At 72.4% G+C, this 26,478-nt stretch carries 26 protein-coding genes; 11 read left to right on the top strand and 15 right to left on the bottom strand.

Annotated elements, in window-relative coordinates; genetic code table 11:
• Positions 1-21: 21 nt before the first annotated feature.
• On the bottom strand, positions 22-501 hold the full coding sequence (locus ACIRQ7_RS10815; RefSeq protein WP_401466174.1) for an Lrp/AsnC family transcriptional regulator: 480 nt from the start codon (positions 499-501) through the stop codon (positions 22-24).
• Between the two features lie 298 nt (positions 502-799).
• Here ACIRQ7_RS10815 and ACIRQ7_RS10810 point away from each other — a divergent pair, with 298 nt between their 5' ends.
• Together ACIRQ7_RS10810 and ACIRQ7_RS10805 are read left to right on the top strand one after the other, a co-directional pair.
• Positions 800-2,308, top strand: a complete 1,509-nt coding sequence (locus ACIRQ7_RS10810; protein ID WP_404261612.1) for an FUSC family protein — start codon at positions 800-802, stop codon at positions 2,306-2,308.
• A 157-nt stretch (positions 2,309-2,465) separates the two neighbouring features.
• Positions 2,466-3,533, top strand: coding sequence for a lactonase family protein (locus ACIRQ7_RS10805; RefSeq protein WP_404261611.1), 1,068 nt, complete (start codon positions 2,466-2,468; stop codon positions 3,531-3,533).
• 338 nt (positions 3,534-3,871) lie between these two features.
• On the opposite strand, the gene ACIRQ7_RS10800 is transcribed toward ACIRQ7_RS10805, so the two are convergent.
• From ACIRQ7_RS10800 to ACIRQ7_RS10775, 6 genes are all read right to left on the bottom strand, one after another.
• Positions 3,872-4,831: a sirohydrochlorin chelatase gene (locus tag ACIRQ7_RS10800; protein ID WP_404261609.1), complete on the bottom strand. Its 960-nt coding sequence runs from the start codon at positions 4,829-4,831 to the stop codon at positions 3,872-3,874.
• A gap of 98 nt (positions 4,832-4,929) precedes the next feature.
• On the bottom strand, positions 4,930-6,012 hold the full coding sequence (locus ACIRQ7_RS10795; RefSeq protein WP_404261607.1) for an N-acetylglucosamine kinase: 1,083 nt from the start codon (positions 6,010-6,012) through the stop codon (positions 4,930-4,932).
• Positions 6,005-7,075 carry a phospholipid scramblase-related protein gene (locus tag ACIRQ7_RS10790; RefSeq protein WP_404261605.1) on the bottom strand — a complete coding sequence of 357 codons (1,071 nt, stop codon included), beginning with the start codon at positions 7,073-7,075 and terminating at the stop codon, positions 6,005-6,007. The genes ACIRQ7_RS10795 and ACIRQ7_RS10790 overlap by 8 nt, the downstream gene beginning before the upstream one ends.
• A 22-nt stretch (positions 7,076-7,097) precedes the next feature.
• Positions 7,098-7,775 (bottom strand): uracil-DNA glycosylase, encoded by a 678-nt coding sequence (locus ACIRQ7_RS10785; protein ID WP_404261604.1) that lies wholly within the window; start codon positions 7,773-7,775, stop codon positions 7,098-7,100.
• 222 nt (positions 7,776-7,997) lie between these two features.
• Positions 7,998-9,083, bottom strand: coding sequence for a WD40/YVTN/BNR-like repeat-containing protein (locus ACIRQ7_RS10780; RefSeq protein WP_404261603.1), 1,086 nt, complete (start codon positions 9,081-9,083; stop codon positions 7,998-8,000).
• A gap of 91 nt (positions 9,084-9,174) precedes the next feature.
• On the bottom strand, positions 9,175-10,272 hold the full coding sequence (locus tag ACIRQ7_RS10775; protein WP_404261601.1) for an NADH:flavin oxidoreductase/NADH oxidase: 1,098 nt from the start codon (positions 10,270-10,272) through the stop codon (positions 9,175-9,177).
• 241 nt (positions 10,273-10,513) lie between these two features.
• Between ACIRQ7_RS10775 and ACIRQ7_RS10770 the strand changes: the two genes are divergently transcribed.
• Positions 10,514-10,885, top strand: a complete 372-nt coding sequence (locus tag ACIRQ7_RS10770; protein WP_404261599.1) for an ArsR/SmtB family transcription factor — start codon at positions 10,514-10,516, stop codon at positions 10,883-10,885.
• Between the two features lie 92 nt (positions 10,886-10,977).
• Here the strand turns inward: ACIRQ7_RS10770 and ACIRQ7_RS10765 are convergent, their stop codons facing one another.
• The gene (locus tag ACIRQ7_RS10765) at positions 10,978-12,378 is read right to left on the bottom strand and encodes an FAD-dependent oxidoreductase (RefSeq protein ID WP_404261598.1); all 1,401 of its coding nucleotides are present in this window, start codon (positions 12,376-12,378) and stop codon (positions 10,978-10,980) included.
• A 137-nt stretch (positions 12,379-12,515) separates the two neighbouring features.
• Here ACIRQ7_RS10765 and ACIRQ7_RS10760 point away from each other — a divergent pair, with 137 nt between their 5' ends.
• The 3 genes from ACIRQ7_RS10760 (at position 12,516) to ACIRQ7_RS10750 (ending at position 15,156) form a co-directional block, all read left to right on the top strand.
• Complete coding sequence (locus ACIRQ7_RS10760) at positions 12,516-13,568, top strand: DUF6214 family protein (protein ID WP_404261597.1); 1,053 nt, start codon at positions 12,516-12,518, stop codon at positions 13,566-13,568.
• 102 nt (positions 13,569-13,670) lie between these two features.
• Entirely contained in the window at positions 13,671-14,288 is a 618-nt protein-coding gene (locus ACIRQ7_RS10755) for a TIGR03086 family metal-binding protein (RefSeq protein ID WP_404261595.1), read from the top strand.
• 316 nt (positions 14,289-14,604) lie between these two features.
• On the top strand, positions 14,605-15,156 hold the full coding sequence (locus tag ACIRQ7_RS10750) for a hypothetical protein (RefSeq protein WP_404261594.1): 552 nt from the start codon (positions 14,605-14,607) through the stop codon (positions 15,154-15,156).
• Between the two features lie 151 nt (positions 15,157-15,307).
• Here the strand turns inward: ACIRQ7_RS10750 and ACIRQ7_RS10745 are convergent, their stop codons facing one another.
• Entirely contained in the window at positions 15,308-15,979 is a 672-nt protein-coding gene (locus tag ACIRQ7_RS10745; protein WP_404261593.1) for a DUF305 domain-containing protein, read from the bottom strand.
• 182 nt (positions 15,980-16,161) lie between these two features.
• Here ACIRQ7_RS10745 and ACIRQ7_RS10740 point away from each other — a divergent pair, with 182 nt between their 5' ends.
• Positions 16,162-17,646: an LVIVD repeat-containing protein gene (locus tag ACIRQ7_RS10740; RefSeq protein ID WP_404261591.1), complete on the top strand. Its 1,485-nt coding sequence runs from the start codon at positions 16,162-16,164 to the stop codon at positions 17,644-17,646.
• Positions 17,647-17,720: 74 nt separating this feature from the next.
• Here ACIRQ7_RS10740 and ACIRQ7_RS10735 read toward each other — a convergent pair whose 3' ends face one another.
• From ACIRQ7_RS10735 to ACIRQ7_RS10715, 5 genes are all read right to left on the bottom strand, one after another.
• Entirely contained in the window at positions 17,721-18,365 is a 645-nt protein-coding gene (locus ACIRQ7_RS10735; RefSeq protein WP_404261589.1) for a TetR/AcrR family transcriptional regulator, read from the bottom strand.
• A gap of 253 nt (positions 18,366-18,618) precedes the next feature.
• On the bottom strand, positions 18,619-18,762 hold the full coding sequence (locus ACIRQ7_RS10730) for a hypothetical protein (protein ID WP_404261587.1): 144 nt from the start codon (positions 18,760-18,762) through the stop codon (positions 18,619-18,621).
• Positions 18,747-19,196, bottom strand: coding sequence for a VOC family protein (locus ACIRQ7_RS10725; protein WP_404261585.1), 450 nt, complete (start codon positions 19,194-19,196; stop codon positions 18,747-18,749). The genes ACIRQ7_RS10730 and ACIRQ7_RS10725 overlap by 16 nt, the downstream gene beginning before the upstream one ends.
• A gap of 116 nt (positions 19,197-19,312) precedes the next feature.
• Positions 19,313-20,761: an MFS transporter gene (locus ACIRQ7_RS10720; RefSeq protein WP_404261583.1), complete on the bottom strand. Its 1,449-nt coding sequence runs from the start codon at positions 20,759-20,761 to the stop codon at positions 19,313-19,315.
• Positions 20,758-21,705 carry a nucleoside hydrolase gene (locus tag ACIRQ7_RS10715; protein WP_404261581.1) on the bottom strand — a complete coding sequence of 316 codons (948 nt, stop codon included), beginning with the start codon at positions 21,703-21,705 and terminating at the stop codon, positions 20,758-20,760. The genes ACIRQ7_RS10720 and ACIRQ7_RS10715 overlap by 4 nt, the downstream gene beginning before the upstream one ends.
• Before the next feature lie 402 nt (positions 21,706-22,107).
• Here ACIRQ7_RS10715 and ACIRQ7_RS10710 point away from each other — a divergent pair, with 402 nt between their 5' ends.
• The 3 genes from ACIRQ7_RS10710 to ACIRQ7_RS10700 all read left to right on the top strand — a co-directional run bounded on the left by ACIRQ7_RS10710 (position 22,108) and on the right by ACIRQ7_RS10700 (position 25,150).
• Positions 22,108-23,136, top strand: a complete 1,029-nt coding sequence (locus ACIRQ7_RS10710; RefSeq protein WP_404261579.1) for a LacI family DNA-binding transcriptional regulator — start codon at positions 22,108-22,110, stop codon at positions 23,134-23,136.
• Positions 23,137-23,430: 294 nt separating this feature from the next.
• Complete coding sequence (locus tag ACIRQ7_RS10705; RefSeq protein ID WP_404261577.1) at positions 23,431-23,949, top strand: lytic polysaccharide monooxygenase auxiliary activity family 9 protein; 519 nt, start codon at positions 23,431-23,433, stop codon at positions 23,947-23,949.
• Positions 23,950-24,202: 253 nt separating this feature from the next.
• Entirely contained in the window at positions 24,203-25,150 is a 948-nt protein-coding gene (locus ACIRQ7_RS10700) for a hypothetical protein (protein WP_401467596.1), read from the top strand.
• 157 nt (positions 25,151-25,307) lie between these two features.
• On the opposite strand, the gene ACIRQ7_RS10695 is transcribed toward ACIRQ7_RS10700, so the two are convergent.
• Positions 25,308-25,760, bottom strand: a complete 453-nt coding sequence (locus ACIRQ7_RS10695) for a DUF779 domain-containing protein (protein ID WP_404261576.1) — start codon at positions 25,758-25,760, stop codon at positions 25,308-25,310.
• Positions 25,761-25,892: 132 nt separating this feature from the next.
• On the opposite strand from ACIRQ7_RS10695, the gene ACIRQ7_RS10690 reads away from it, so the two are divergent.
• Positions 25,893-26,450: a PadR family transcriptional regulator gene (locus ACIRQ7_RS10690; RefSeq protein WP_404261574.1), complete on the top strand. Its 558-nt coding sequence runs from the start codon at positions 25,893-25,895 to the stop codon at positions 26,448-26,450.
• Positions 26,451-26,478 lie beyond the last annotated feature (28 nt).

The raw sequence follows: 26,478 nt of genomic DNA, 5'->3' as shown, positions 1-26,478 counted from the left end.
CAAGTCCCGCCGGGCGCCGGATCACCGCGGTTCCGCGGCGCCGCCCACCGCCTCCACCAGCGGCAGCATCCGGTGCGGCACCCGCTCGCGCAGCGCGATCTCGGTCCGCGTACGCACCACACCCGGCAGGCTGATCAGTTGCTGCACCACGTCCTCCAGATGCTCGGCGTCCCGCGCCACCACCCGGGCCAGCAGGTCCCCGCCCCCGGTCGTCGAGAACGTCTCGATGATCTGCGGCACCCGCGCCAGCGCGTCCGCGACCTCTTCCAGATGGCCCTGCGTCACCTCGATGTGCACAAAGGCCAGCACGGGATGACCGAGCGCGGCGGGGGAGAGCCGCGGGCTGTACGCCGTGATCACCCCGTCCCGCTCCAGCCGGTCGAGCCGCGCCTGAACGGTGCCCCGGGCGACGCCCAGGATCCGGGCGTACTCCCGCACGCTGGTGCGCGGCTGCTCCAGCAGGAGCCCGAGAATCTTGGCGTCGAGCGCGTCCACGGCCATGGCCGAACGGCCTCCTCAGGTCGGCGGGCGGTACTTCGACTGTACCAACGGCCCACCTGTCCCGATATTCGCTGGGCCATTGGCCAAGAAACGGATCTTTCGGGCCGGATTGGTCCGTTGGCCCTCCTCCGGCCGGGTGCGGCGCCCCTGAGATGGACCATTGGTTCAGTGGATCCATGGCCTGTTGAGCCAGTGGGCCACGTGATGCTCTGATGGGGCTGTCGATGGCGCTGCGGATCCCCGCGGCGCCTTTTTCATGCGGGTCTGTCCGGCAGGACGGGAAAGGGGCGGGAAAGCCGTGCTGAAGAGGGTGTTCGTGGCGCCGGACCCGGGACGGGTGCGGTTGCGCTTTGCCTCGCGGGCTGTCCTCGGCATCGCGCTGGCGGTGGCGGTGTGCGGTCTCGCCGGGCACTCGCTGGTGGCGGCGATCACGGGTGGGCTCGCCGCGCTGCTCGCTCTCTTCACCGTCACCGACGCGACCGTGCGGGGGCAGGCACTCACCACCGCTCTGCTGCCCGTCGCCGGCTTCCCCGTGCTCGCCCTCGCCGCGGGACTGCACGACTTTCCCGTGGCCCGGGACGTCGCCTTTCTCGCCGTGATGGGGGCCGGTGTGTACGCACGGCGCTGGGGGTCGCGGGGCCACTCGCTCGGCGTCTTCGCGTTCATGACCTTCTTCGCGGCGCAGTTCCTGCACACGGTGCCGGGTCAACTGCCCGAGCTGTACGCCGCCGTCGCGCTGTCGCTGTGCGCCTCGTCGGCCGTGCGGTTCGGGGTGTGGTGCTACGAGCGGCGCCTGCCGCCCGCCGTCGTGCCCGCTCCGCCCGGTGGCGCCGGTCTTGCCCGTACGACCACCCGGCAGGCCTTCCAGGCCGTTGCCGGTGGCGCCCTGGCGCTCTCCCTGGGACAGGCGCTGTCCGGCGAGCGGTGGTACTGGGCCGTGGGCGCCACCTGGTGGGTGTTCGTGAACACCGCGTCGAGCGGGGAGACCCTGGTCCGCGGGTTCCGCCGGGTGCTCGGCACCGTCATCGGCATCGCCCTCGGCCTCGTCGTCGCCGTGCCGCTGCACGCGGCGCCCCTCCCCTCCGCGGCCGTGGTCGCCGCCAGCATCTTCGGGATCTTCTATACGGCCGCCGTCTCCTACACCTGGATGATGCTCGCCGTCACGCTGATGGCGGGAGTGCTCTACGGCCTCCTGGGGGTGCTCGATCCGGCGCTGCTCGCCCTGCGGGTCGCGGAGACCGGAGTCGGGGCGCTCGGCGCCGCGCTCGCCGTGCTCCTGGTACTGCCCGTGACCACGCACGCCACCACCAACGCCTGGATCCAGCGCGCCCTGCGGTGTGTGCACGCCTGCACCGCCGAGGCCGCCGCGCGGCTCGCGGGCTCCGAAACGGCGGACCCGGCGCCACGCATCGCCGAGCTGGAACACCTCCTCGGCAGGGTGCGGCTCTCGCTCGCCCCGCTGGTCCATCCCCTGAGTCCGCTCCGGGCCCGCAAGGAACGCGCCGGCCAGGTGCTCGCGCTGCTCGACGACTGCGCCCGCGAGGTGCGGGGTCTCGCCTCCATCGCCGCGGACCCGGAGGCCTCGCACGACGACCGCCTCGCCGCCGCCTGCTGGCGTGTGGAGGCGGCCGTCGAGGCGGTCACCACACCGGACACGGCGCACGGCCCCGCGACCCATGAGGTCGTCCTGCCGCTGGGCTCCACCGCGGAGCCGGCACTGGCCCACCTGCACGGTCTGGAGAAGGCGCTCGCCGAACTGGCCGTGCCCCTGCGCAGTGCGACGCGTACGCCCCTGATCGGGGCCTGAAGGGGCCCCGGGACCGCGGCCGGCGGTGGCATCCTCGCCCGCTGCCCAGTCCGGCGCCGCCCCGCCGGCGGGTATCGGCCAACCCCTGAACCACCTCGCCCTCGCCTGTTAGCGTCGCCCGAGCACCCCGACGGGCAGGCAAACGAAGGGCGGACCAGTGGGGACGACGGACAGCGGGCCGCGCGCCTACATCGGATCGTTCACCACGGCCGGCGGCCTCGGTATCACCACCGCCACCGTCGACCCCGGCACCGGGGCCCTCACCCCGCTGCACTCCACCGACGCGGTCCCCAACCCCTCCTACCTCGTGCCGGGCCCGGACGGCCGGCACCTCTACGCCGTCAGCGAGACACCCGACGGCGCGGCAGCCGCCTTCGCCCTCACACCCGACGGGCCCGCGCTGCTCGCCCCGCCCGTCCCCGTCGGCGGCGCCGACCCCACCCACCTCACGCTGACCGCCGGCGACCGGGACCGCCCGGCCCGCCTGGTGACCGCCAACTACAGCTCCGGCAGCGTCAGCACGCTCCCCGTACGGGCCGACGGCACGCTCGGCGGCCCCGCCACCGTGTTCCCGCACAGCGGAAGCGGCCCCCGGACCGACCGCCAGGAAGGCCCGCACGCGCACGCCGTCATGCCAGGACCCGGCGGCGACCTCCTGCTCAGCGTCGACCTCGGCACGGACTCGGTCCGCGTCTGCGCCCTCGACGCCGCGAGCGGGACGCTGACCGTACGCGAGGAGGTGGCGCTCCGGCCGGGCAGCGGGCCGCGCCATATCGCCTTCCACCCGCGCGGTGACCGCGCCTACGTTGTCGGCGAACTCGACCCGACCGTGACGGTCTGCCGCTGGGACGCCGAGCGCGGCACCCTCACGCCGCTGGGGGAGACCCGGCTGCTCCCGGACACCGTCCCCGCGGCCGGCACCTACCCGTCCGAACTGGTCGTCTCCCCGGACGGCCGGTTCGCCTGGGCCGCCAACCGCGGCCACGACAGCATCTCCGTCCTGTCCCTCGACGGGCCCGGCGACACCGCGGTCCTCCTGACCACCGTCCCCTGCGGCGGCCACTGGCCGCGCGACCTGGCGCTCCACCCCGACGGCCTCCACCTCTACGCCGCCAACGAGCGCTCCGGGGACGTCACGTGGTTCACCCTCGACAGGGAAACGGGGGTCCCGGCGCGGGCCGGTTCCGTCGAGGCGCCGGCGGCCTCCTGCGTGGTGTTCGCCTGACCGCCGCGGGCACTGCCGCCGCACACCACCGGTCCCGGTGACCCGGCCGTCCCGCGGACACCGTGCCTGCGAGACGGCGCCGGGTGCACGGCGAAGCCCTGGAAGGCCGCCTGACGGGCATATGCCAAGCCGGGCCTCCCGCACCGCACCCGGCGGCGCCGGCGCCCTGTGGCGGGCGTCTGTGCTGCTCAGAGGGGCGACTAAGGCGCGCCGTCCGGCCCGCACGCGCAAAGGACCGCCCCGCGCGGGTGCGCGGAACGGCCCTTCGGAGGTGAAACGACACCGACGTCGGCGCACCGAAGTGGACCGCCGCAGGCATCGGACCGGGCGTCGGGTCCCTAGCGGACCGGGGCGCCCTGGCCCAGCGGCTGGAGGTTGATGCCCATCGCCGCGGCGTAGTTCGACAGCACCAGCCGGCCCACGGTGCTGTAAGCGCCCAGCGCCTCGGCCGACGCGCAGCCCGCTTCCGCCGCGGCCGCCCCCAGCAGGCCGTCGGCGATCTCCGGGCCGATCAAGTACGGGGCCAGCGCCAGCTGCTGCGAACCGGAGCCGCGCAGCTGCTCGGCGGTACGCGAGATCGCGCCCTCCTCGTCCAGCCCGGCGGCCAGCACCGGCACGGCCAGCCGCGCGGAGAGCAGCATGCCCGTGATGCCGGCGGCCTGCACCGCCTCCTCGCCGCCCACAGTGGCGAGGATGATGCCGTCGGCCGGAGCGCCGACCGAGAACAGCCGGGCACGGTCGGCGCGCGCCAGACCCGCCTCGGACAGCCGGACGTGCAGCGCCTCGGCGAGCAGCGGGTGCGGGCCGAGGACATCGGTCAGCTCGGCACCGGAACCGCTGTTCATCATCGCCTGGCGTATCCGCCGCAGCAGCGCGCTGTCCGGGCCCGCCAGCAACGGCACGACCACCGCGGGGGGACCGGACGGGTCGCCGGCCGCGTCGTTGCCCACCCGGGCCTTCTGCTCGGCGCCGGCCTGCGCAAGTACGGCCTCAAGCGACGGGAATTCGTTGTCACCGCCGTCGACATAGCCGATCCGGGCGTCGAGGCCGGGCAGTTCGGAGCGGGCGATGCTGGAGACCTCCTCCGCCAGGCTGCGCGAGGCGGGGGTGGGAGCGCCGGGCACGGCCAGCACCAGGGCGGGTGCGCCCTCCGGTGCGGCGAGCGGTTCCGGCTTGCGGTGGCGGCCGGACTGCCGCGCGCGCGGCATGCGAACGGGCAGGCCGGGTGCGGCTCCCGGGCTCGGGGAATCGGCGTCAAAATCGGGCGAGCCAGGTGCGGGCCCAGTGGGGGAACTCATGGCGCCGCATGCTAACGCCTCCGCCCACCCCGGCGCCGAGGGAGGGTTCGGTCGAGAGGTATCCGTCCCGATTTATCCCGCGCGTCACGGTGACCGCATCACGGCAAAGGGCGTGTGATCTGCAACAACTTCGGGTCGGCGGGCAATTGGAGCCGGTCGTCGGCCAGCGCCGCCGCGATGGTCAGCGCCCCGTCGAGAGGGCTGCCCGCAGGCTCCGTCCGCTGCGCGCCCGGCAGCCGCTCGGCGAGCGCCGCTCGCAGCGGTGCCAGCAGCGGTTCCCCGATGCGGAACAGGCCGCCGGTGAACGCCACCGTCGTGCCGCTGCCCGGCGGGCAGACCGCGGCCGCCGCGTCGGCGATATGGCGCGCGGCGTCGCGCAGAATGCCGGCCGCCACCGGGTCGGGCGTCGCGCCCGTGGTGCCATCGCCGGCCGCGTCTCCCGCGGCGCAGCGGGCGACCTCCGGGGCGAACGAGGCGAGGACGGCGGGCCGGTCGGGCCGCGGATAGAGCGCGCCGGGCAGGCCGCCCGCCGGCCCGAACACCGCCTCGGCACGCGCCAGCAGCGCACCGGACCCGCCGGACCTGCCGTCGTACGCGCGCATCGCGGCCTCCAGACCCGCACGCCCGATCCAGGCGCCGCCGCCGCAATCGCCCAGCAGATGTCCCCAGCCGTCGGCGCGACGCCAGCCGCCGTCCGTGGACAGGTCGGTGCCCATCGCGATCATGCCGGTGCCGGCGGCGACCACGGCTCCGGGCCGCTGCCCCAGCGCCCCGGCGTACGCGGTCACGGCGTCCGCGGCGAGGGCGAGGTGCCGGATGCCGAACGCGGCGGCCAGCGCGGCGGGCAGACAGGCCCGCAGGTCGTCGCCGAGCGTGCCCATCCCGGCGGCGCCCACACAGACGGCCGCGACCCGCTCGGCACCCGACTGCCGCAGCAACTGTTCGGCGGCGGGCAGCAGTTGGGACAGCAGATGCTGCGCGTCGATCCCGCCCGGACCTGTGCGGACCGGTGTGCGGGAGGTGTACGTGGCCGACGGCCGGGCCACCGGATCGGCGGCGCGGGCGACGGCGATCCGCAGCCCCGATCCGCCCGAGTCGACGCCGAGGACATGGGTCGCGCCCTGCCCCGGCGCGCCTGTGCCGGAAGGCCGGCCCGCTGGGGTGTCCCGCGGCTCACCCAAAGCCGCGGGCGTCCTGCTTGAGGGCGGTGTCGACGGTCAGCGCGGTGGCGACGACCAGGCTCAGCAGCGGATCGGGCAGCTGGTGGTGGATCTGCAGGACGTAGTTGTCGGCGGTGGTGAACATCGTCTTGGCCAGCCCTTCCCAGGTCTTGGTGATCCGGGCGACCTCGGTGTCGGCATGGTCCACGATCGCGAAGTTCCAGGCCCGCCAGTTCTCGGCCTTGATCGCGCCGATCTGCTGGCCGTTGACCATCATCGCGAAGTTGATCTTCCCGATGGCGTTCTGCTGGACGATCTCGCCGACCGGCTGACCGTCCGGACGCTGCACGATCACCTTGGACTTGATGATCTTCGCGGGCCGGGTCAGGATCAGCTGCGGCTGCCCGTAGGCGTCCCTGATCTCCAACTTGTGGGTCATGTACTGGTCCAGGCTGGAGACGACCCGCAGCACCTTCTTGGCCGTGCTCTGCCCGACCTGCACGACCGTGCCGAGGGCGTTGCCGTGCTGGTCGAAGACGCCGTACTCATTGGTGACCTCGATCAGCTTCGCCTTCTGGTTCACCACCAGCACCGGCTCGGTGAACAGACTGCCGCCGCCCGGTCCGGTCGGCGCCACCCCGGCCTGCTGCTGCACCTGATACTGCGCGGCATTCATCCCCGGCTGCCCCGGCATCTGCTGCTGCGAGTACGGCTGCTGCCCCGGCATCCCGGGTCCCTGCTGCTGGGGGTGGCCGTAGCCCTGCTGACCGTACGGCGCGCCGCCCTGCGGCTGCGGCTGCGCGGGGGCCTGCGGCGGGGCCTGGGCCGGCTGCTGCGGCTGCGCCTGCGGCGTGTGCTGCTGGGGCATCTGCTGCGGGGGCGACTTCTGCAGCACCGGCTGCGACGCGGCCTGCTGCGGCGCGTGTTGCTGCGCCTGCTGGGGGGCCTGGCTCTGCGCAGGGGCCTGTTCCTGCTGACCCGGGTGAGTGTGCTCGGTCCACTGGGAGCCGTCCCACCAGCGCAACTGATGGGGGGTGCCCTGCGGGTCGGCATACCAGCCCGCAGGGATGTTCGCGTTGGTCATGCGGGCACACTATCGCCCGGTGTCAGGGCAGCTTCCAGTCCACCGGCTGAGCGCCGCCCCGCACCAGGAGGTCGTTCACCCGGCTGAAGGGACGTGAGCCGAAGAAGCCCCGGTCGGCGGACATGGGGGAGGGGTGCGCCGACTCGACCGCCGGCAGATCGCCGAGCAGCGGCCGCAGATTGCGCGCGTCACGCCCCCACAGCACCGACACCAACGGGCGGCCGCGCGACGCCAGCGCGCGGATGGCCTGCTCGGTGACTTCCTCCCAGCCCTTGCCGCGATGCGCGGCGGGTTTGCGGGGCGCCGTCGTCAGCGCTCTGTTCAGCAGCAGCACGCCCTGTCCCGTCCACGGGGTGAGGTCGCCGTTGGACGGCCGGGGCAGCCCGAGGTCGGAGTGCATCTCGCGGAAGATGTTCTCCAGACTCCCCGGCACCGGGCGCACGTCCGGTGCCACCGAGAAGCTCAGCCCCACCGCGTGCCCCGGAGTGGGATACGGATCCTGCCCGACGATCAGCACCCGCACGTGGTCGAAGGGCTGCTGGAAGGCGCGCAGCACATTGCTGCCGGCCGGGAGGTAGGTGCGTCCCGCGGCGATCTCCGCCCGCAGGAAGTCGCCCATCGCGGCGATTCGTCCGGCGACGGGCTCAAGTGCCTTGGCCCAGCCGGGTTCGACGATGTCATGAAGAGGTCGCGCAGCCACGGGATCACCCTACTGGCCGAGCACCCCTCCCTTTCAACCGCCGGCCGGCGGTCGCACCTACGCCTACGCCTGTGCCTGCGACGGTGTCTGCACCCGCTCCGTCATCCGGCCGACCACCTCCGCACCGGCCATGTCCCCGCGGCCGTCGCCCCGGAACGCAGCTCCCTTCGCCGCTCCTTACCTGTCCTCTCCTCCTTTCCTCACCCCTCCTCCTCACGCCGCTCACGCCAGGGCGGCCGCCCGTACGCACAGCACGTCCGGCAGGTGGGAGGCGAGCTGCTGCCAGCTGTCGCCGTCGTCGGCGCTGGCGAAGACCTCGCCGTTGCGGTTGCCGAAATACACCCCCGCGGGATCGGTGTCGTCGACGGACAGCGCGTCCCGGAGGACCGTGCCGTAGTGGTCCTCCTCGGGCAGGCCGTCGCTCAGCGCCTCCCAGCTCCCGCCGGCGTCGGAGGTGCGGTAGACCCGGCAGCGGTGGTCGGCGGGCATCCGGTCGATATCGGCGGTGATCGGGAAGAGGTAGGCGACATCCCCGCGGCGCGGATGCGCGGCCACCGCGAATCCGAAGTCCGACGGCAGCCCGGCGCCGATGTCCGTCCACTGCGCGCCGGCGTCGTCGCTGCGGTAGACGCCCCAGTGGTTCTGCAGATAGAGCCGGTCGCGGTCCACCGCGTCCTGCGCGATCTTGTGGACGCACTGGCCGAACTCGGGATGCTGGTCGGGCAGGAAGACCGCCTTGACGCCGTGATTGGACGGCTCCCATCCGGCGCCGCCGTCGTGGCTGCGGAAGACCCCGGCCGTCGAGACCGCGACGGTCACCGCGTCCGCGTCCCGTGGGTCGGTGATCACCGTATGGACCGCGAGCCCGCCGCCGCCCGGCACCCACTTCTCACGGCTCGGGTGGTCCCAGAGCGGCCGGACCAGCTCGAAGGTCTCGCCGCCGTCACCGGACCGGAACAGGCCGCCGGGTTCGGTGCCCGCGTACACCACATCGGGGGCGGCCGGGCCCGCCGGATGCAGCTGCCAGACCCGCTCCAGTGAAGTCCCGGTGTACTCCGGATACTTGACCGCGGGGCGGGCCGGTTCGTGCCAGGTCCCGCCCAGGTCGTCGGAGTGGAACACCGAAGGGCCCCAATGGGCGCTGTCGGCCCCGGCCAGCAGCCGGGGTGTCGCGCGGCGGGTGTCGATCGCGAGCGAATACACCGCCTGCGCGGGGAAATGCGGGGCGCTCAACTCCCACGCACCGTGCCGCCGTCGGCCGATGAAAAGCCCTTTGCGGGTGCCTACCGCGAGGAGAACGTCAGTCATGCCGGACACCTCCGGGACGCCGTTGTCTCAGGATGGGGCCAGTCTGCACCCGGCCACTGACAACGGCGTCCCGGCGCGGTATCCGCGCAGGTCAGACGGAGCGGTGGTACTGCTTCGGGGTGTGCACCTCGCCGCCGAGTTCGCGCGCCGCGTGGAGCGCGAAGGAGGGGTCGCGCAGCAGCTCGCGGCCGAGCAGCACCACGTCTGCCTGCCCGTCCGAGATGATCTTCTCTGCCTGCCGTGCCTCGGTGATCAGCCCCACCGCGCCGACCGGAAGGCCGGTCTCCCGCTTGACCCGCTCGGCGAACGGCACCTGATAGCCGGGGCCGGTCGCGATCCGCGCCCGCGGTGCGTTGCCGCCGGTGGAGGTGTCCAGCAGGTCCACGCCGTGCGCCAGCAGGTCGGCGGCGAAGCGCACGGTGTCGTCGGCGGTCCAGCCCTCGCGCTCGTCCTCCTCGTTCTCCGTCAGCCAGTCGGTCGCCGAGATGCGGAACAGCACCGGCAGTTCCTGCGGCCACACCGCACGCACCGCGTCCACGACCTCCAGGGCGAAACGGGTCCGGTTCTCGTAGGAACCGCCGTACTCGTCGGTGCGGTGGTTGGTGTGCGGGGAGAGGAACTGGCCGATCAGGTAGCCGTGGGCGCCGTGCACCTCGACGACCTGGAAGCCCGCCTCCAGCGCGCGGCGCGCGGCGTCCGCGAACTGCCCGACGATCTCCTGTATCTGGTCCACGCCGAGCTCGTCCGGTGCCGGGTGGCCCTCGTCGAACGGCAGCGCGCTCGGGGCGACCGTGCGCCAGCCGCCGTTCTCGGCGTCCAGCGGGGCGCCGCCGTGCCAGGTGGCGTCGGTGGACGCCTTGCGGCCGGCGTGCGCGAGCTGGATGCCGGGGACGGTGCCCTGCCCCTTGAGGAAGGTGGTGATCCGGCGCAGCGCCGCCACCTGGCGGTCGTTCCAGATCCCGAGGTCGTACGGGCTGATCCGTCCCTCGGGGCTGACGGCGGTCGCCTCGGTGAGGATCAGGCCGGTGCCGCCGGCCGCCCGCGCCGCGTAGTGGGCGAAGTGCCAGTCGTTCGCGGCACCCTCGTCCGGTCCTTCGGAGTCGGCGGAGTACTGGCACATCGGCGCCATCCAGAGCCGGTTGGCAATGGTCAGGGACCGCAGGGTGAAGGGCTCGAACAGTGTGCTCACGGCAGACTCCGGTTCGGTATCGTGCTTGCTGACGCCTCGTACGATACCCATCGTATTACGGTGGATGTCAAACTACGATGATTCTCGTACAATGGGTGAACGGGCGCCGCCCGGGGGCCGCGCGCCCTGTGCGGGGCCCACACCGAGCCCCGCGACCGCACGACCCGAGGGCCCACGGCCCCCTACGCTTACCGGCCTGGGTCTCGACCGACCGACCGAGCGCCGCCCGTCAGGAGCTGTCATGCCGACCGATACGACGTCCACGGGCGCCCCGTCCGGCTCCCGCTCCCTGGAGCACCCGTCCCGCGAGGCCATCCGGCTCGCCGACGTCCTGCATGCGCTCGCCGACCCGATGCGGCTGCGGATCGTCTGCGTGCTGGCCGCCGCCGAGGGCGAGCTGAACTGCGCGGACATCGAACTCCCGGTCAGCAAGTCGACCTGCACCCACCACTTCCGGGTGCTGCGCGAACACGGCGTCATCCAGCAGATCTACCGGGGCACGGCCAAGATGAACGGACTGCGCCGGGACGACCTGGACGCGCTCTTCCCCGGCCTGCTCGACGACGTCCTCCGGGCGGCGGAGCTGCAGGCCCGCCGGCTGGGCGAGGCCTGAATCCCAGCAGGGACCGTGCGGACGCGGGCCAAGGCCTGTCGTGTGGATCACGCCGGAAGGGAGCGGGGCCCGGCTGATCCACACGACGGCCCCTAGTCCATCGCGCCGTGTGCCGCGTCCAACAGGACGTCCCAGTCGGCCAGTTTGACCGTCCCGCGGCCCAGGCGGTGGCCCCAGGCCGCCTCCGCGGCCTCGATGCCCAGCCAGCCCGTCCACGGGACCGGCCGCTGCCCGGCGCGGTGCAGCGCGCCCACCGGGTCCTCGGCCACCGCCCGCCCCGCCAGTACCTCGGCGTCCGCCACCAACGACGCCACGGTCTCCTTCGCGCACGGCCGGTTGGTGCCGATGACCCCGGTGGGACCGCGTTTGATCCAGCCCGCCACATACTCGCCGGGGCACGGCACTCCCTCCCGCAGCACCCGCCCCGCCACATTCGGTACCGTCCCGCTCGTCTCGTCGAACGGCAGGCCCGGCTGCGGGATCCCCCGATAGCCGACCGACCGCAGCACCAACTGCGCCTCGATGTCCTCGAATTCACCCGTCCCCGCGACCTGGCCGCGCCCGTCCGGCGCCGTCCGCTCGAACCGCACCGCGCGCACCCCCGCGGCGTCCCCGAGCAGTGCGACCGGACGCAGGAAGAACCGCAGATGAATCCGGCGCACCGGGGGTGTGTCCGGCCCGGCTGCCGCCTCTCCCGGGTCCCTTCCCGCGTCCGCCTCCGTCCCCTGCCGTGCGGCCCAACCGCGCAGCACCTGGATGTTGCGGCGAATGGCGGCCGGCAGCTCACCCGCCTCGCGGTACGCCGGGTCCCGGGCCAGCTCCTCGGGCCGTACGCGCACCTCCGCACCCGGGAGCGCCCCCAGTTCGCGCAGCTCCTTGGTGGTGAACTTGGCCTGGGACGGGCCGCGCCTGCCCACCATCCAGACGTCCTCGATCCGGCTGTCCGCGAGCGCGCCGAGCGCCCCCTGCGGCATATCGGTGGTGGCCAGCTCCGCAGCGCCCCGGGCCAGGACGCGGGCCACGTCCACGGCCACGTTGCCGACGCCGACCACGACGGCGGAACGGGCGGACAGCGGGATACGGGTGGTGGCGGCGTCCGGATGTGCGCTGTACCAGGCGACGAAATCTGTCGCGGGGTGGCTGCCGGGAAGGTCCTCACCCGGGACGCCGAGATGGCGGTCGGTGGCGGCACCCACGCAGAACACCACCGCGTGGAAAATCTGGTGCAGCTCCCGCAGGCCCAGCCCCGGCGCGCCGACCGCGACATTGCCCAGGAAGTGCACGCGTGGATGCTCCAGCACGGTCCGCAGAGTGTTCTGCAGCGACTTGATCTTCTCGTGGTCCGGTGCGACGCCGTACCGGACCAGGCCGTACGGGCAGGGCAGCCGGTCCAGGACATACACCTCGACGTCCGGGACGGCCTGTTGCTCGACCAATGACTGCGCGGTGTAGACACCGCTGGGTCCTGAACCGATCACTGCGACACGAAGCACGAGTGAGCTCCTTCCGCGGAGTACCCCCAGGATCGCACCGGAAGGCGCGGGGCGGGAGATGCGCTATCGGGGTTGCTCCCGGACCGCTGAGCGTGCCGCGCCGGTGGGCCGGGTGAGGGGGAGGCTAGGTTTTCCCCGTGTCGGAAAGTGACTTTTATACCGTTAATGACCGATATAAATCTCAAGGCGCGGCCGCGGATTGGCCTGCCTGGGAGCTGCAGGGCTACGGCTCCGCCGCGCCCGCCCCTGAACCGGCCGCCCCCGAGGAACCGGCCCCCGCTTGCGGCCCCGCAACCTCGCCGCCCCGCCTCGACCCGCTGGGGCCTTGGTTCAGCGCCCGGCTGAGTTTCGCCGACGGCGCCCGGATCGATGTCCTGGTGGCGGTCTGCGACGACCGCCTCACCATCGAGGACATGCGGGCCGACCCACCCCTCACCCTCGACGGGCTCGCCACGCTCGCCCGCTGGATCGGGGGCCCTCTCGACGACGCCTGCCGGCTCGCCACCGGGCGCCCTCGCAAACCCCGGCCCACACCGGGGGAGGGGGAAGGGGAAGGGGGCACGCCGTGTCCGGCGGATCCCTCTCCTCGCGCGCCGTCCGACGGGGTCGGGACCGACGGCGGGACCGACGGCGGGAGTGATGCCGGGAAGGAAGTCGGGACGGAAGCCGAGGCCGAGGGGGGTGGCCGCGCTCCTCACTTCGACCCCGCACCCGCACCCGCCCCCGACCCTGATGGGGAATCCGGCAACGGCAACGGGATCGGCGATGGGACCGGCACCGGCACTGCTCCCGGCACGGAATCCGGCACCGGCGCCGGGTCCGATTCCGGTGGCGGCGTCGGGCCGGATGCCCCGGGCGACGGCGAGTTCGGCCCGGAGGCTCCCTTCGGCCAGGCTGCCCTGCCTGCCCCCGAGCCCCTGCCCGCCCCCGAGCCCGCGGTCGGCCCGGCACCCTCCGCGCAGCCCGCCCCCTCCGCACCGTCACCGTCCCCGTCCGCTCTCCTCGCGCGGACGCGGGCGGGCGAACGGCGCAGGCTCGCCGCGGACGCGTACCGGGAGGCGCAGCGGGAAGGCCGGGACCCGGTGCTGGCCGTGATGAACGCGACGGGCCGCAACAGGCGCAGGTCCCTGCGGCTGATCGCCGGCGCCCGCGACGAGGGATTCCTGACGCCACGGCACAACAAGCGGTAGGCGGACGTCACGGGCCGCTACCGATGAGCTCCGGCCCCACGGGCGGTCTGTACTTCTGCGGGCGTCTCCGGCGCTTCGCCGATTCGTGACCGGAGGAGAGACATGATCGACCTGAAACCGGCCTGCCACCGGATGATCGACCTGCTGGCAGGTGTCGACGACGGCCGGCTCGACGGCCCGACTCCTTGTTCCGCCTACACGGTGGGTGAGCTCGTCCAGCATGTCGACTCGGTGTCGCAGGCGCTGGCCGCGCTCGCTCACGGGGCACACGCGCGCACCGATGGCAAGGGCGCCGACACCGGCACCGGTGACGGTGGCGCCGATCGCCCTACGGGCGCCGATACCGAAACCGAGCCCACGGTGCTGGACTTCGGCGGAGGCTGGCGGGACACCGTCACCCGGCATGTCCTGGATCTCGGCGGGGCGTGGGGCGATCCGGCGGCCTGGCGGGGCAGCGGCAGTGCGGGCGGGCTGGAGCTGCCCAACGAGCTGTGGGGGAAGATCGCGCTCACCGAGGTGGTGGTGCACGGCTGGGACCTCGCCCAGGCCACCGGCCGGCCCTTCGACCTGCCCGAGGAGACGCTGCGGGCCTGTCTGGCTCATGTGGCGGACTTCGTCCCCAGGGCGCCCGTCCCCGGCCTGTGGGGCCCTGCGGTCGAGGTTCCCGCCGACGCTCCGGTGCTCGATCGCATGGTGGCCATCACCGGCCGGAAGCCGTAGCCCTCGCGCACGCCAGGCCATGCCGGCTGTGGCTGCGCCTCCGGCTGTGGCTCCGTCTCCCGTCCCCGGCCAGGTGTGCGAAGCCGCTCTCCCGCCCGCGAGGGCACAATGGTCGCGCACAGCAGGCTCGTTGGCGCGGTGCGAGCCGGCGCGGGCTGGGGAGATCCGGCGAGCGCGCGCGAGGGGGGGAAGGGGGACGGCCGTGGCGGGGGTGCCCGGGGCGCGAGCGTGCCTCCTGCGGGAGGCGGAGGCCGTCCGTGCGTCCCTGCGGTCGCTGGCTGCGCGGCTCACTCCGGGGCAGGTGCCGGAATTCACCGTGCCCGACGAGCCGTTCATGGACACCGGCACGGAACCCCCTACGTATCTCCACACCGTCTCGAACCGGGTGCGCGCCCAGGACGCGAGGCCCGCGCGTGCGGCGTACGCCCCCGGCCTCGCCGCCCGAGCGATCGCTCTGCTGTCCGCCGATGGCTGGCAGGCCACCGAGCAGATCCCCGAGCCCCGGCTCGCGAGCTGGGGTGTCGTGGTGGCGGGCCGCCGCGACGGCAGGGAGATCACGGTGTCCGTCGCGCGTGACCGCGACACCGTGAGGTATCTGGGCCGGACCCCTGCCCTCGCGCTGTACGCACAGGTGCCGCACGTCCGCCCCGAACCGGTGGTGACCGAGCGGACCCTGCTGCCGGGGAGGTCGCTGTGCGTGGAGTGCGACGGTCTGGGCCTGTGCCCCCTCTGCGAGGGGCGCGGGTGGGTGCTGGACGGCCTCCCCGGCTGGGGCGGCGGGCCCCGTGACCCGCACCGCCTGGGCCGCTGCCCGGAGTGTCTGACACAGCGGGTCTGCCCGAGGTGCAGCGGGACGGGGCAGTACTAGCGCGAGTCCGCAGACTCCCTTCGCCGTCCCGTCGTCCCGTCGTCCCGCCGTCCCGCCGTCCCGCCGTCCCGTCGTCCCGCCGTCCCGTGGTCCCGTGGTCCGGCCGTCCCGTCGTCACGTCGTCCCGGCGTCCGGCCCGTGCGGCGCCGTCTCACGACGCCGGTGTCGCGCCCAGCCGCTGCATCCGGCCGATCTCGGCGGTCTGTTGGGCGATGACGTCGGTTGCCATCTCCTCCACCACGGTGTTGTTGCCGTCGGACAGGGCGTCGGTGGCCATGGTGACGGCCCCCTGATGGTGGGTGACCATCAACGTCAGGAAGAGCGCGTCGAACTGCTTGCCGCGGGCCGCCCTCAGCCGGTCCAGCTGCGCGTCGGTGGCCATGCCGGGCATCGCTGCGTGATGGTGTCCGCCGGACGGTTCGCGCGGCCCGCCGTGCTGGTCCAACCAGCCCTGCATGGCGCCGATTTCGGGTCGCTGGGAGGCGGCGATCCGCTCCGCCAGCCGGGCCGTGCGGCCGTTGTCGGCGTGTTGTGCGGCCAGGTCCGTCATCACCAGGGCCTGGCGGTGGTGCGTGATCATCATCTGGACGTAGTCGAAGTCGGCGGCATTGGGGGAGTCGTCGCTGCCGGCCTTCTTGGCCTCTTCGGCGGTGAGGACCTTCGCCGGCTCGCCCGGTTTTCCGGGCGCCACCACCTCGGGACCGCCGCGGGCACCCGCCTCCTCCTTCCCGCCTCCGTCAGCCGAACAGCCGCTCAGGGCACAGCAGATGAGCAGGCCGAGGCCGGCCGCGGTGAGGGCGATGCCGTGTCTGGGACGCTTCAACGCGTGCACTCCTGTCCGTTGTCCGGCAGGCCCTTCGGGGCTTGTGCCTGCGGGTGGCGGTACGTACGCGGATACCCGCGCATGACATTTTCGTTGCCTTCTATTGATCTGTACATGAGTAGCGCCATACTGCCGGGGTCCAGAAACCGTTCACTCCCGGAACGGACCTCAGGGAGGACCTCGTGAACTCGTTGCACAGACCCCTCGTGCGGCGCAGATACCTCGGAGCGGCGGCCGCGGCATGCGGGCTCGTGGCCTCGCTCCTCGTGGCCGGACCCGCGGCCGCGACCCCCGACCCCGGCGACCGCCCCTCCGCACCCAAGGAGGTGAGCGGCAGTCAGGAGGCCGCCACCCGGGCTGCCATCAAGGACGGCGACATACCCGGCGTGGACGAGATCGTCCACAGCGACAACATCAGCCACCTGGCCAACATCCCCAAGCAGGCGCTCCAGGGCACCAACTCCGACCTCGCCTTCCAGGGGAAGTACGCCTTCGCCGGAAACTACGACGGCTTCGTCATCTTCGACATCTCCCGCCCCAAGGCGCCCAAGGTCGTGAGTCAGGTGCTCTGCCCCGGCTCGCAGAACGACGTCACGGTCTCGGGGGACCTGCTCTTCCTGTCCACGGACTCCTCGCGCAGCGACAACTCCTGCAACAGCGCGACCCAGCCCGCGACGGAGAAGTCCTCCTGGGAGGGTATGAAGGTCTTCGACATCAGCGACAAGAAGCACCCTGAGTACGTCGCCGCCGTCGAGACCGCCTGCGGTTCGCACACGCACACCCTGGTCCCCGAGCGCCGCGACGTCTACCTCTACGTCTCGTCCTACGCGCCCAGCGACACCTTCCCCGACTGCAAGCCGCCGCACGACGGCATCTCCGTCATCAAGGTGCCGCGCTCGGCGCCCCAGAAGGCCGCGGTCGTCGACTTCCCGGTGCTCTTCCCGGACGGCGGCAACCCCGGAGCGCCCGCCAACCCCGGCGTCTCCAAGACCACCGGCTGCCACGACATCACCACCTTCCCCAAGCTGAAGCTGGCCGCGGGTGCGTGCATGGGGGACGGCGTCCTGATGGACATCTCGGATCCGGCGGCGCCCCGCGTCATCGACCGGGTCGAGGACAACGTCAACTTCGCCTTCTGGCACTCCGCGACCTTCAACGAACGTGGCAACAAAGTGGTGTTCACCGACGAGCTGGGCGGCGGCGGCGCGGCCACCTGCAACGAGGCGACCGGACCGGACCACGGCGCCGACGGGATCTACGACATCACCGGCAAGGGCGATCACCGCAAGCTCGTCTTCAAGGGCTACTTCAAGATCCCGCGCCACCAGGCCGACACCGAGAACTGCGTCGCCCACAACGGCTCACTGATCCCCACCAAGAACCGCGACATCATGGTGCAGGCGTGGTACCAGGGCGGCGTCTCCGTCTGGGACTTCACCGACTCCGCGCACCCGAAGGAGATCGGCTACTTCGAGCGCGGCCCGCTCTCCACCGACTCGATGGTCACCGGCGGATCCTGGTCGGCGTACTACTACAACGGCTACATCTACTCGAACGACATCGCCAAGGGCTTCGACGTCCTCAAGATCGACGATCGTCGTACGGACAGCGCCGAGCGGGTCCGGATGAAGGAGTTGAACGTTCAGACCCAGCCCGACTACCGCTGACCCGGCCGCATTCCCCCAGCTGCCCGCCGGCGTCTCCTCGGACCGCCGGCGCGCACCGGATCATGCCTACGGCGCTACGGCGCTACGGCGCCCGGTGGCGTTCCGCCGGGCGCCGTAGCGTCCGGCGGGAAGCCCGACTCCCAGGCCAGTCCGTAGCGTTGGAAGAGTTCGGCCCGCAGTCGGCTCTGCGCCATCGGCGCCCCCGGCAGCAGCATCGGGACGACCGAGCCCATCAGCAGCGCCCGCAGCAGCGGATAGTCGGCGTCCGGATCGGGCGAACCGTAGGCCACGACCGTCTCGCGCAGCAGCTGCGCCAGCCGCTGCTGTTCGGGGCACCGGATGAATCCCTCGGCGGTCAGAATCCCCGCCATGTGCGTGCGCATCAGCAAAGGGCGATCGTGCGCCAGATCGAGAATCGCGTCGATGGCGCGTGCCATCAGCTCCCGTCCCGCCTCCGGGCCGGTCGGCTGCGGGGCGCGCTCCAGCGCCTCCTGGAGGGTCAGATGCATCAGCCGGTGCACGGCCGACTGCAGCAGCTGGCGCTTGCTGGGGAAGTAGTACGAGATCAGTCCGCGCGCCGCCCCCGCACGCTGCGCGATATCGCCGAGCGTCGTCGCCTCCAGCCCGCGCTCGCCGACCAGGTCGACCGTCGCCTGCAGGAGCCGCTCGCGGGATCGTCGCCGCAGCTCTTCATTGACCGATGCGCTGCGGGGGGACATGCTGGAGCTCCTGCGTTGACTGGTTGAGAGCCAGTATACTCAGTGGAGTTCCGGACGTCCGCCTGTCTTGGGCAGGGAATCCGGCCAAGCTGCCCGATTCGGGTGACGCGGGGGATCACCCGAATCGGGTGCGGTGCCGCCCGGTCCTCTCCGACTGAGAACCGCAGGCCGGAGAAGGACCGGGCGCATCCCCGGACGGCGGCCCGGCGCCCGCGCAGCGCACCTCACGGCCCGGTGGCGGCGCGCGGATCTCTCAGGCCCCGTCGATCGCGGCCCGCGGCGCCGCGATGCCGACCTCTTCATGCCGAACCTCTTCATGCCGAGCACGGCTGCCGTCGCGCGTCGCCCGTCGCCCGCCGGCGCGTGCCGGGTCCGGGTCGTTCAGCACGTCGGCCATCCCGGCGGGCGTGACCTGCCAAAACAGTCCGACTCGTCCTTGAGTCGGCCGCAAGGCACCTCCTGGCCGCCTTCGGAGAGCTTCTCCCCGTAGTGGTCGATCGCGTCCTGGTCGGCGCAGTTGATCAGCGGCGAGACCGCCTCGTCGAAGGGGAATTCCGGGCCGCCGTTGATCGCCGTGTCCTTCCGGCCGTCGAGCACGAAGACGGCGGTCAGCACGGTGCCGGCCTCGCGAGGACCGGCCTCGCCGTAGTGGTGAAGTCCTTTGATCCCCGAGTTCGGGAACACCCGGACGTAGCACCTCGTGGCCTCGTCGCCCTGGTGCCGCACCAGAGACTGGGGGTGATCGTCGGGGTGGAGGCCTCCTCGTGCCGTGCCCGGCGTCGCCGCCATCGGGCTGTCCGTGTACGGACCGCCGCCCCGGCCGGAAGCCATCGCTGCTGACGGTCACGAGCACCACCCGGCCTGCCGCGGAAAACGCCACCGCCCGCCGACCGGAGGCTCTCCGGTCGGCGGGCGGTGCGGCGGGTGATTCCGTCAGGGCACGCCGGTCAGTCCTGCGCTTCGGCCGCCACCGGCTTCGGGATCAGGAAGGACGTGGCGATGGCGAGTGCCATGATCACGACCCCCGCGATCATGCCGGCGGTGTAGCCGGCCGGCGACGCGGGGTCCTCGGGCAGCGCCGCGGTCTTGACCGCGTAGAGCAGCGCGAAGCTGAGGCCGGCGCCCAGGTTGAAGGCGCCCGCGTTCAGGCCCGGCAGGAAGCCCGGGTTCTCCCTGGGGGAGAGCACGATGCCGAGCCCGTTGAGCACGATGTTCGTCACCCCCGCGTAGGTGACACCCACCAGCAGGGACGCCACCAGCAGCAGCACCTGTGACTGGTTGCCGATCGTCAGCAGCATCAGGACGACGGTCGCCACCGAGCCGACCAGGCCCAGTCGCAGGACCCGGCCGTAGCCGAAGGTGGCGGCGAGCCGGCCGGCGACCGGTCCCATGGCCAGTCCGGCGAGTGCGTACGGCGTCAGGGTCCACCACGCGGACTGCTCGGCGGACATCCCGAGGCCGGCCTGCGCGTCCTGGGCGAAGGCAGGGATCAGCCCGTTCATGACGGCGAACACACCGGTCATGGTGAGCACTGTGGTCAGCAGCGTCGCCCAGGTCGCGCGCTGCTTGAGATGCCGGGTGGCGACCAGCGGGTGGCCACTGCGGTTCTCGGTGCGCCAGAACAGCGCGAACGCGGCCGCGGACACGACGACGAGGACGGCGATGAGCGGCCAGTTCGCGGCGGCGAGCTTGCCCGCCTCGTTCAGCGCGATCAGCAGCGCGCCGACCGAGACGACCAGCAGCGCGACGCCGGGCCAGTCCATCCGGGAGGCCACGGGCGCCTTCGACTCGGGCGTCAGCGTGGCGATCAGCACCGTGGCGAGGGCGGCGATGACCGCCATCGCCCAGAAGACCGACTGGAAGCCGTGGTTGTCGGCGAGGTAGCCGCCCGCGAGGGAGTCGACACCGGCGATGCCGCCGTTCACGGCGGTGATCACGCCGAGCAGGGTGCCGTACCGCTTCGGCTCCTTCACCTCGACCCGCAGCATGATCAGGCACAGCGGCACGACCGGACCGCACACGCCCTGGATGACGCGGCCGGCGAACAGCATCGGCACGCTGGTCGCCAGTGCGGCGACCACACAGCCGACCACCATCAGCGCCAGCATCCCGGCCAGCACCTTGCGGCGGCCGATCACATCGCCCAGCCGCGGCAGGAACAGCGAGAACAGCGCCGCCGAGGTGAAGAACGCGGTCTGGGTGAGGCCGATCTCCGCGGAGGTCGCGCCGAGGCTGTCCTCGATGCTCTTCAGCGCCGGGCTGAGCATGCTGGCATTGAGCTGGAAGGCGAAGCAGGCCACCAGCAGCGCGGTGACCAGGACGCCCACCCGTACGCCGGATCCGGAACCGGACCCGTCCGTCATCCCGGCGGGGCGCTCGGTGAGGGAGACGTTCATACCGTGACGTCGCCGATCCGCTCGAGCGCGTCCACCACGAGGTCCCAGAACCGCTCGTGGTCGAGTGTGACCGCGACCTGGGTGGTGCAGTCGGCCGGGGCCGGCGAACGGAAGTCCGTCACGGTCATGCCGAGGGTCAGACCGCCGCGCAGCTCGATGTCCACGGGTGCCTTGCGGACCGTCATGACGTCCGGGTCGATCACATACGCCACCGCACACGGGTCGTGCACCGGCGGGTGCTCGAAGCCCTGGTTGTCCCGGTAGGCCTCACGGAAGAAGTCCAGCAGTTCGCCGACGAACCTCGCGGGGGCCGTGCCGACCGCGGCGATCCTGGCGTCGACCTCGGGGGTCGCCAGCGCCTGGTGCGTCAGGTCGAGGCCGACCATGGTGACCGGCCAGCTCTCGTTGAAGACGATGTGCGCGGCCTCGGGGTCGATGATGATGTTGAACTCGGCGACCGCGCTCCAGTTGCCCTCGTGGTAGCCGCCGCCCATCAGCACGACCTCGCGGACCCGCTCGGCGATCCGCGGCTCCTTGCGCACGGCGAGGGCGATGTTCGTCAGCCCCGCCGTCGGAACGATGGTGATCTCGCCGGGCTCGTGCGCCATCACGGTGTCGATGATCAGGTCGACGGCGTGCCGGCGGTCCAACTCGATGTCCGGCTCGGGCAGATCCGGGCCGTCCAGACCGGTCTCGCCGTGGATCTCCGGTGCCGTCTCGATGGCCCGGACCAGCGGACGCGGGCAGCCGGCGGCGAAGGGCACGCCGGTGATCCCGGCGATGCGCGCCACGGACAGCGCGTTGCGGGTCACCTTCTCCAGCGTCTGGTTCCCGACCACGGTCGTCACGGCGACCAGGTCGATGCCCGGATTGCCGTGGGCCAGGAGCATGGCGATCGCGTCGTCGTGCCCCGGGTCGCAGTCGAGGATGATCTTTCTGGCCAACGGAAGAGCCCCTTTGCTCTGCTGGTGGATCGATGATGCGCCGGGGCGCGGGGAGCCGGCGGCGCGCCGGACGGGCAGGACCGGGATCGCGGTCGGGCCGTGCGGGTGCGCCGGGCGGTGATCTCTACTGTGCGGTCACGCCGCCGGGGCTGCTGTGACAGCCGGCGGATACGCCACCGCACACCTCCCTCAGGACACATCATGGGAAAACGTTCTCCGGAAACTTCACCCATGGACCGGCCCGTTGTCAATGGTTCAATCTCTGGCGTTACGGACCTTTCCGGGCCTGAAATCCGACCCGCGGGCCGGATTCTTGAATGCTCCGGGATGACGTTTACCCGCTCCCCTCCTGGGCGTAAGCTCCGTCCCGGCCCAGCCGAACCGAACGAAGGGGGCCGGGAGATGGTGGCCGAAGTCACCTTGAGGGATGTCGCCCACGCCTCGGGCTGCTCCATCGCCACGGTGTCCCGGGTGCTGGCCGGCACCCGCCCGGTCGGCGCGGAGACCGCCCGCACGGTGCGGGAGGCGGCCGCCCGCCTCGGCTACCGCCCCAACCAGGTGGCCCGCGCCCTGCGCAGCCGCTCCACCGGCATCGTCGGGCTGGTCCTGCCGCAGATCACCAACCCTTTCTTCCCGGCGCTCGTGCGGGCGCTGGAACACGCCCTGCACGCCGAGGGGCGGGCCCTGCTGCTCGCGGACTGTGATGACGATCCGCGGACCGAGGCCGCCCGGATCAGCGCGTTCCTGGACCGGCAGGTCGACGCCCTGCTGGTGATGCCCGTCGACGAGCGGCACAGCAGGGACGCGGTGGCGAGCGCGGCCGACCGGGTGCCGTTGGTGCTGCTGGACCGTGGCTGCGGGCCGGGCGTCGCCGACTCGGTCGCCGTCGACAACTCCGCCGGCATGGCCCTCGTGCTGGAACACCTCGCCGCCCAGGGGCGTCGGCGTCCCTGTTTCGTGGGGGCGGCCGGGACCGCGTCGGCCGCTGTCGAACGGCATGCCGCCTACGAGGCGGGGGCCGAGGCGCTGGACCCTGACGGCCCCGGCCGGGTCGCACTCGGCGACTTCTCGGTGGAGTGGGGGCGCGCCGCGGTGGACCGGTTGTGGCCCTCCCGGCCCGACGCCGTCGTCTGCGCCAACGACCTGATCGCGGTCGGCGCGCTGCAACGCCTGCGGCAGCTGGGCGCGGAGGTGCCCGGCGAGGTCGCGGTCACCGGCTTCGACGACATTCCCCTGGCGGGCCTCGCCGACCCGGCGCTGACCACCGTGCGCCAGCCCGTTGCCGAACTGGCCGCCGAGGCGGCCCGGCTGCTCGGCCGCGGAGGGGCCGGCGGGGTGCCCGGATCGCGGCGTACGGTCCGGCTCACCCCCGAGCTCGTCGTACGCGCCTCCAGTGGTTCCCCGGCGCGGGACGTCACGCCGGGGCACTGAGCGGCGGCGGCCCGGGGGCCCGGCGCCGCGTGCCGGAATGCCCAACTCCCTTGCGTGCCGCACCTCTTGACCGTACGCGACGAGCGGGTAAAGTCTAGACCAATTGGTGAGCGTGCCCTTGGCCGCTGTGCCCGGTGTCGGCGCCGGGCTAGGTGGTACGGGCGGCTCGCCGTGGATCACCTTCGCGTCACCTTCCCCCACACTCCACGAGGCTTCCCGGGGCGGACGTGCGGTGCCGTACCTGCGCCGGTCCCCCTGTTCTCGCGTGGCGGCCTCCACCGCGAAAGGGTTGACATGAACAAGAAAAGAAGGCTGGCACTCGCCATCGGTGCGGGCGTCGCTCCCCTCCTCGTCGTGACCATGCCGGCAAGTCCCGCCAGCGCACACGGATATGTGTCCTCCCCGCCCAGCCGGCAGGCGCAGTGTGCCGCCGGCGCCATCGAATGCGGCCCGATCAAATGGGAACCGCAGAGCGTCGAGGGGCCCAAGGGCCTGACGAGCTGCAGCGGCGGCAACAGCCAGTTCGCCGAACTCGACGACGACTCCAAGGGCTGGCAGGTCACACCGGTCGGCAGCTCCCAGACCTTCAACTGGAAGCTGACCGCCCGCCATTCGACGAGTACCTGGCAGTACTTCGTCGGTGGCCGAAAGGTCGCCGAATTCAACGACGGGGGCGCCCAGCCTCCGGAGACCGTCTCGCACAACGTCAACTTCGGCGGCCTGACCGGTAAGCAGAAGGTGCTCGCCGTCTGGAACGTCGCCGACACCGCCAACGCCTTCTACGCCTGCATCGACGTCAACATCGGCGGCTAGGGCCTGTCGTCACACTCCCGTCGTTCTGCCCGCAAGGCAGGCGGGAGTTCGACGACAGGGCCTGGCCCGCCCGTTCCCCGTGCACTTCGTCGCCCCTGCCGTCCCACGGCAACGGGGCGACGAGGTCATGCCGTCGCCGGGCACGTCGTGAACCGCTCCCGCGAGCGGCCCAACGGTGCCCGGTGCGGCAGCCGCACCCGTTACGATCGGCCCATTCATGGCCGTCGTTCGTGGCCGCTGCCGGGAGGAAGAGATGGGCCTGTTCCGCCGAGGACCGAAGCGGGATTCCCGCGACCTCGCACGCGACGAGGAGTTCACCTTCTTCTCCCAGCGGGAGGGCGGCGTCTTCAGATCGCAGGTCCGGCAGGCCTTCGCCGAGCAGGGGCTCGAAGTCACCGCCTACGCGGGGCTGGTGGCCGACTCCGGAGGCCGTCAGTTCGGTCTCGGCAATCTCGCGGCGGTCTGCCATCGCGACCGCCGGGGCGAACGCAGCTGGCCCGCCCTGATCCGGGATCACGTCGGCAAGGTGCTGCGGACGATGGACGGCCCGCAGCCGTTGGAGATCCTCTCCGAGGACGAGATCCGCGCCTGCCTCTACCCCCGCGTCGTCGCCCAGGACACGCTGCCGGCATCGGACTCCTTCCGGTACGGCCGGGCGCCGGCCCCCGGTCTGCGCGAGGTGCTCGCCCTCGACCTCCCCGAGGCGGTGCAGATGCTGAGCGAGGACTCGCTGACCGACCTGGGGGAGGTGGCCGAGCTGCGCATCCGGGCGATGAACAATCTGCGGGCGCTGCCGGTCGAGGGGCACGAGACGGTGCGCCGCGGCGACGGCTCCTCCTTCGAGGTGCTGCTCGGCGACTCGTTCTTCACGGCGAGCCGGGTGCTGGTGCTGGAGGAGCTGGTGCAACGGATCATGGGCGCCGAGCTGACCCCGGACGGTGCGCTGGTCGCCATGCCCTTCCGGCACCAGCTGGCGTTCCACCGCATCCACGACGCACAGGTGATCCCGGCCCTGCAGGCCATGGCGCAGTTCGCGGCGGCCGGCCACGAGGACGCGGCGGGCGCCATCAGCCCCAAGGTGTTCTGGTGGCGCCGCGGCGTGATGACCCCGCTCAGCGAACTCGACGGCGACGGTCTGCGGGTCGTCGTGGACCTCGACTTCCAGGACATGCTGGAGCGCCTGGTGCAGGACGACGCATGAGTGCGTAACGGGGCGGCCACCGGCAGGCGAGCTGCCGGACGGAACTTTCTCGCGGAATCTTCACCGTTCGGGAACCCCGTCTGCCTCCCACCCGTTCTAATAGACGAGGGCCCCGCGCCATCCCCCGTGCGCGGGGCCCTCACCAACTCCCTTCGCCCTACGGGGTTTCCCGGTCGCCGAGTCGAGTCAGCTCCTCCTCGGTGAGCAGCCGGGAGCGGATCAGGAAGCGCACCCCTTCGGGGGCCTCCAGGGAGAAGCCCCCGCCCCGCCCCGGCACGACGTCCACGGTCAGATGCGTATGCCGCCACCGTGCGAACTGGTCCGCCGACATCCAGAAATCCACCGGCTCCGCCACCTCCTCCACGGTCAGCCGCGCCAGCAGCACATCGGCGGAGCCCGTACGGAATTCCCCCGCCGGGTAGCACATCGGGGCGCTGCCGTCGCAGCAGCCGCCCGACTGGTGGAACATCAACGGCCCGTGCTGCTCCCGCAGCAGCCGCAGCAAGGAGGCGGCCGCGGCGGTGAGTGCGATGCGGGCGGGGCCGTCCGGGGCGGCCGCGCCGGGTCCGGTGCCGGATTCCTCGGATTCTGCCGTGTCCTTGGCGTGCATGGGCCCAGCTCACCCGATGGGGGGTTGCGAGATGGTTGCACGGCGGCTGTGGCGGTCCGGTGCCGGGTGAGCCGCGTCTCACCCGGGCGGCCGCGCTTGTATATGCAACGAGTTGCATAGAAGGATCGGGGCATGGCGCTCGACCACGCGATTCTCGTCTCCCTGCTGGAGCAGCCGGGCTCAGGCTATGAGCTGGCCCGGCGGTTCGAGCGGTCCATCGGGTACTTCTGGACCGCCACCCACCAGCAGATCTACCGCGTGCTCAAGCGCATGGAGGCCGACGGCTGGATCGATGTCCGCGAGGTGGCGCAGCAGGCCCGCCCGGACAAGAAGGAGTACTCCGTCGCCGCCCCCGGGCGGACGGCCCTCTCCGAGTGGCTCCACGAGCCGATCGAACCCGAGAGCGTCCGGCACGACCTCGCCGTGAAGATCCGCGGCGCGGCCTTCGACGACCCGGCCGCACTGATCCGCGAGGTCGAACGGCACCACCGGACGCACACCGACCGGCTCGCCCACTACCTGGCGGGGGAGCGGCGCGACTTCACCGGGCCCGAGGCGCCCGCGGCGCCCGACGCCGGGCAGCAGCTCCAGCACGTCGTGCTGCGCGGCGGCATCGCGTACGAGCGGATGACCATCGCCTGGCTCGACGACGTGCTCGCCACCCTCCACCGACTCGACGCCGGGCGCTGACCCGGCGCCCTGAAACCTTCAGCCCTCC

The organism is Streptomyces sp. NPDC101393 (assembly GCF_044767385.1).
GTDB lineage: Bacteria > Actinomycetota > Actinomycetes > Streptomycetales > Streptomycetaceae > Streptomyces.
The sequence above is the reverse complement of the archived record's forward strand: the minus strand, read 5'-3'. Positions and strand labels throughout refer to the sequence as shown.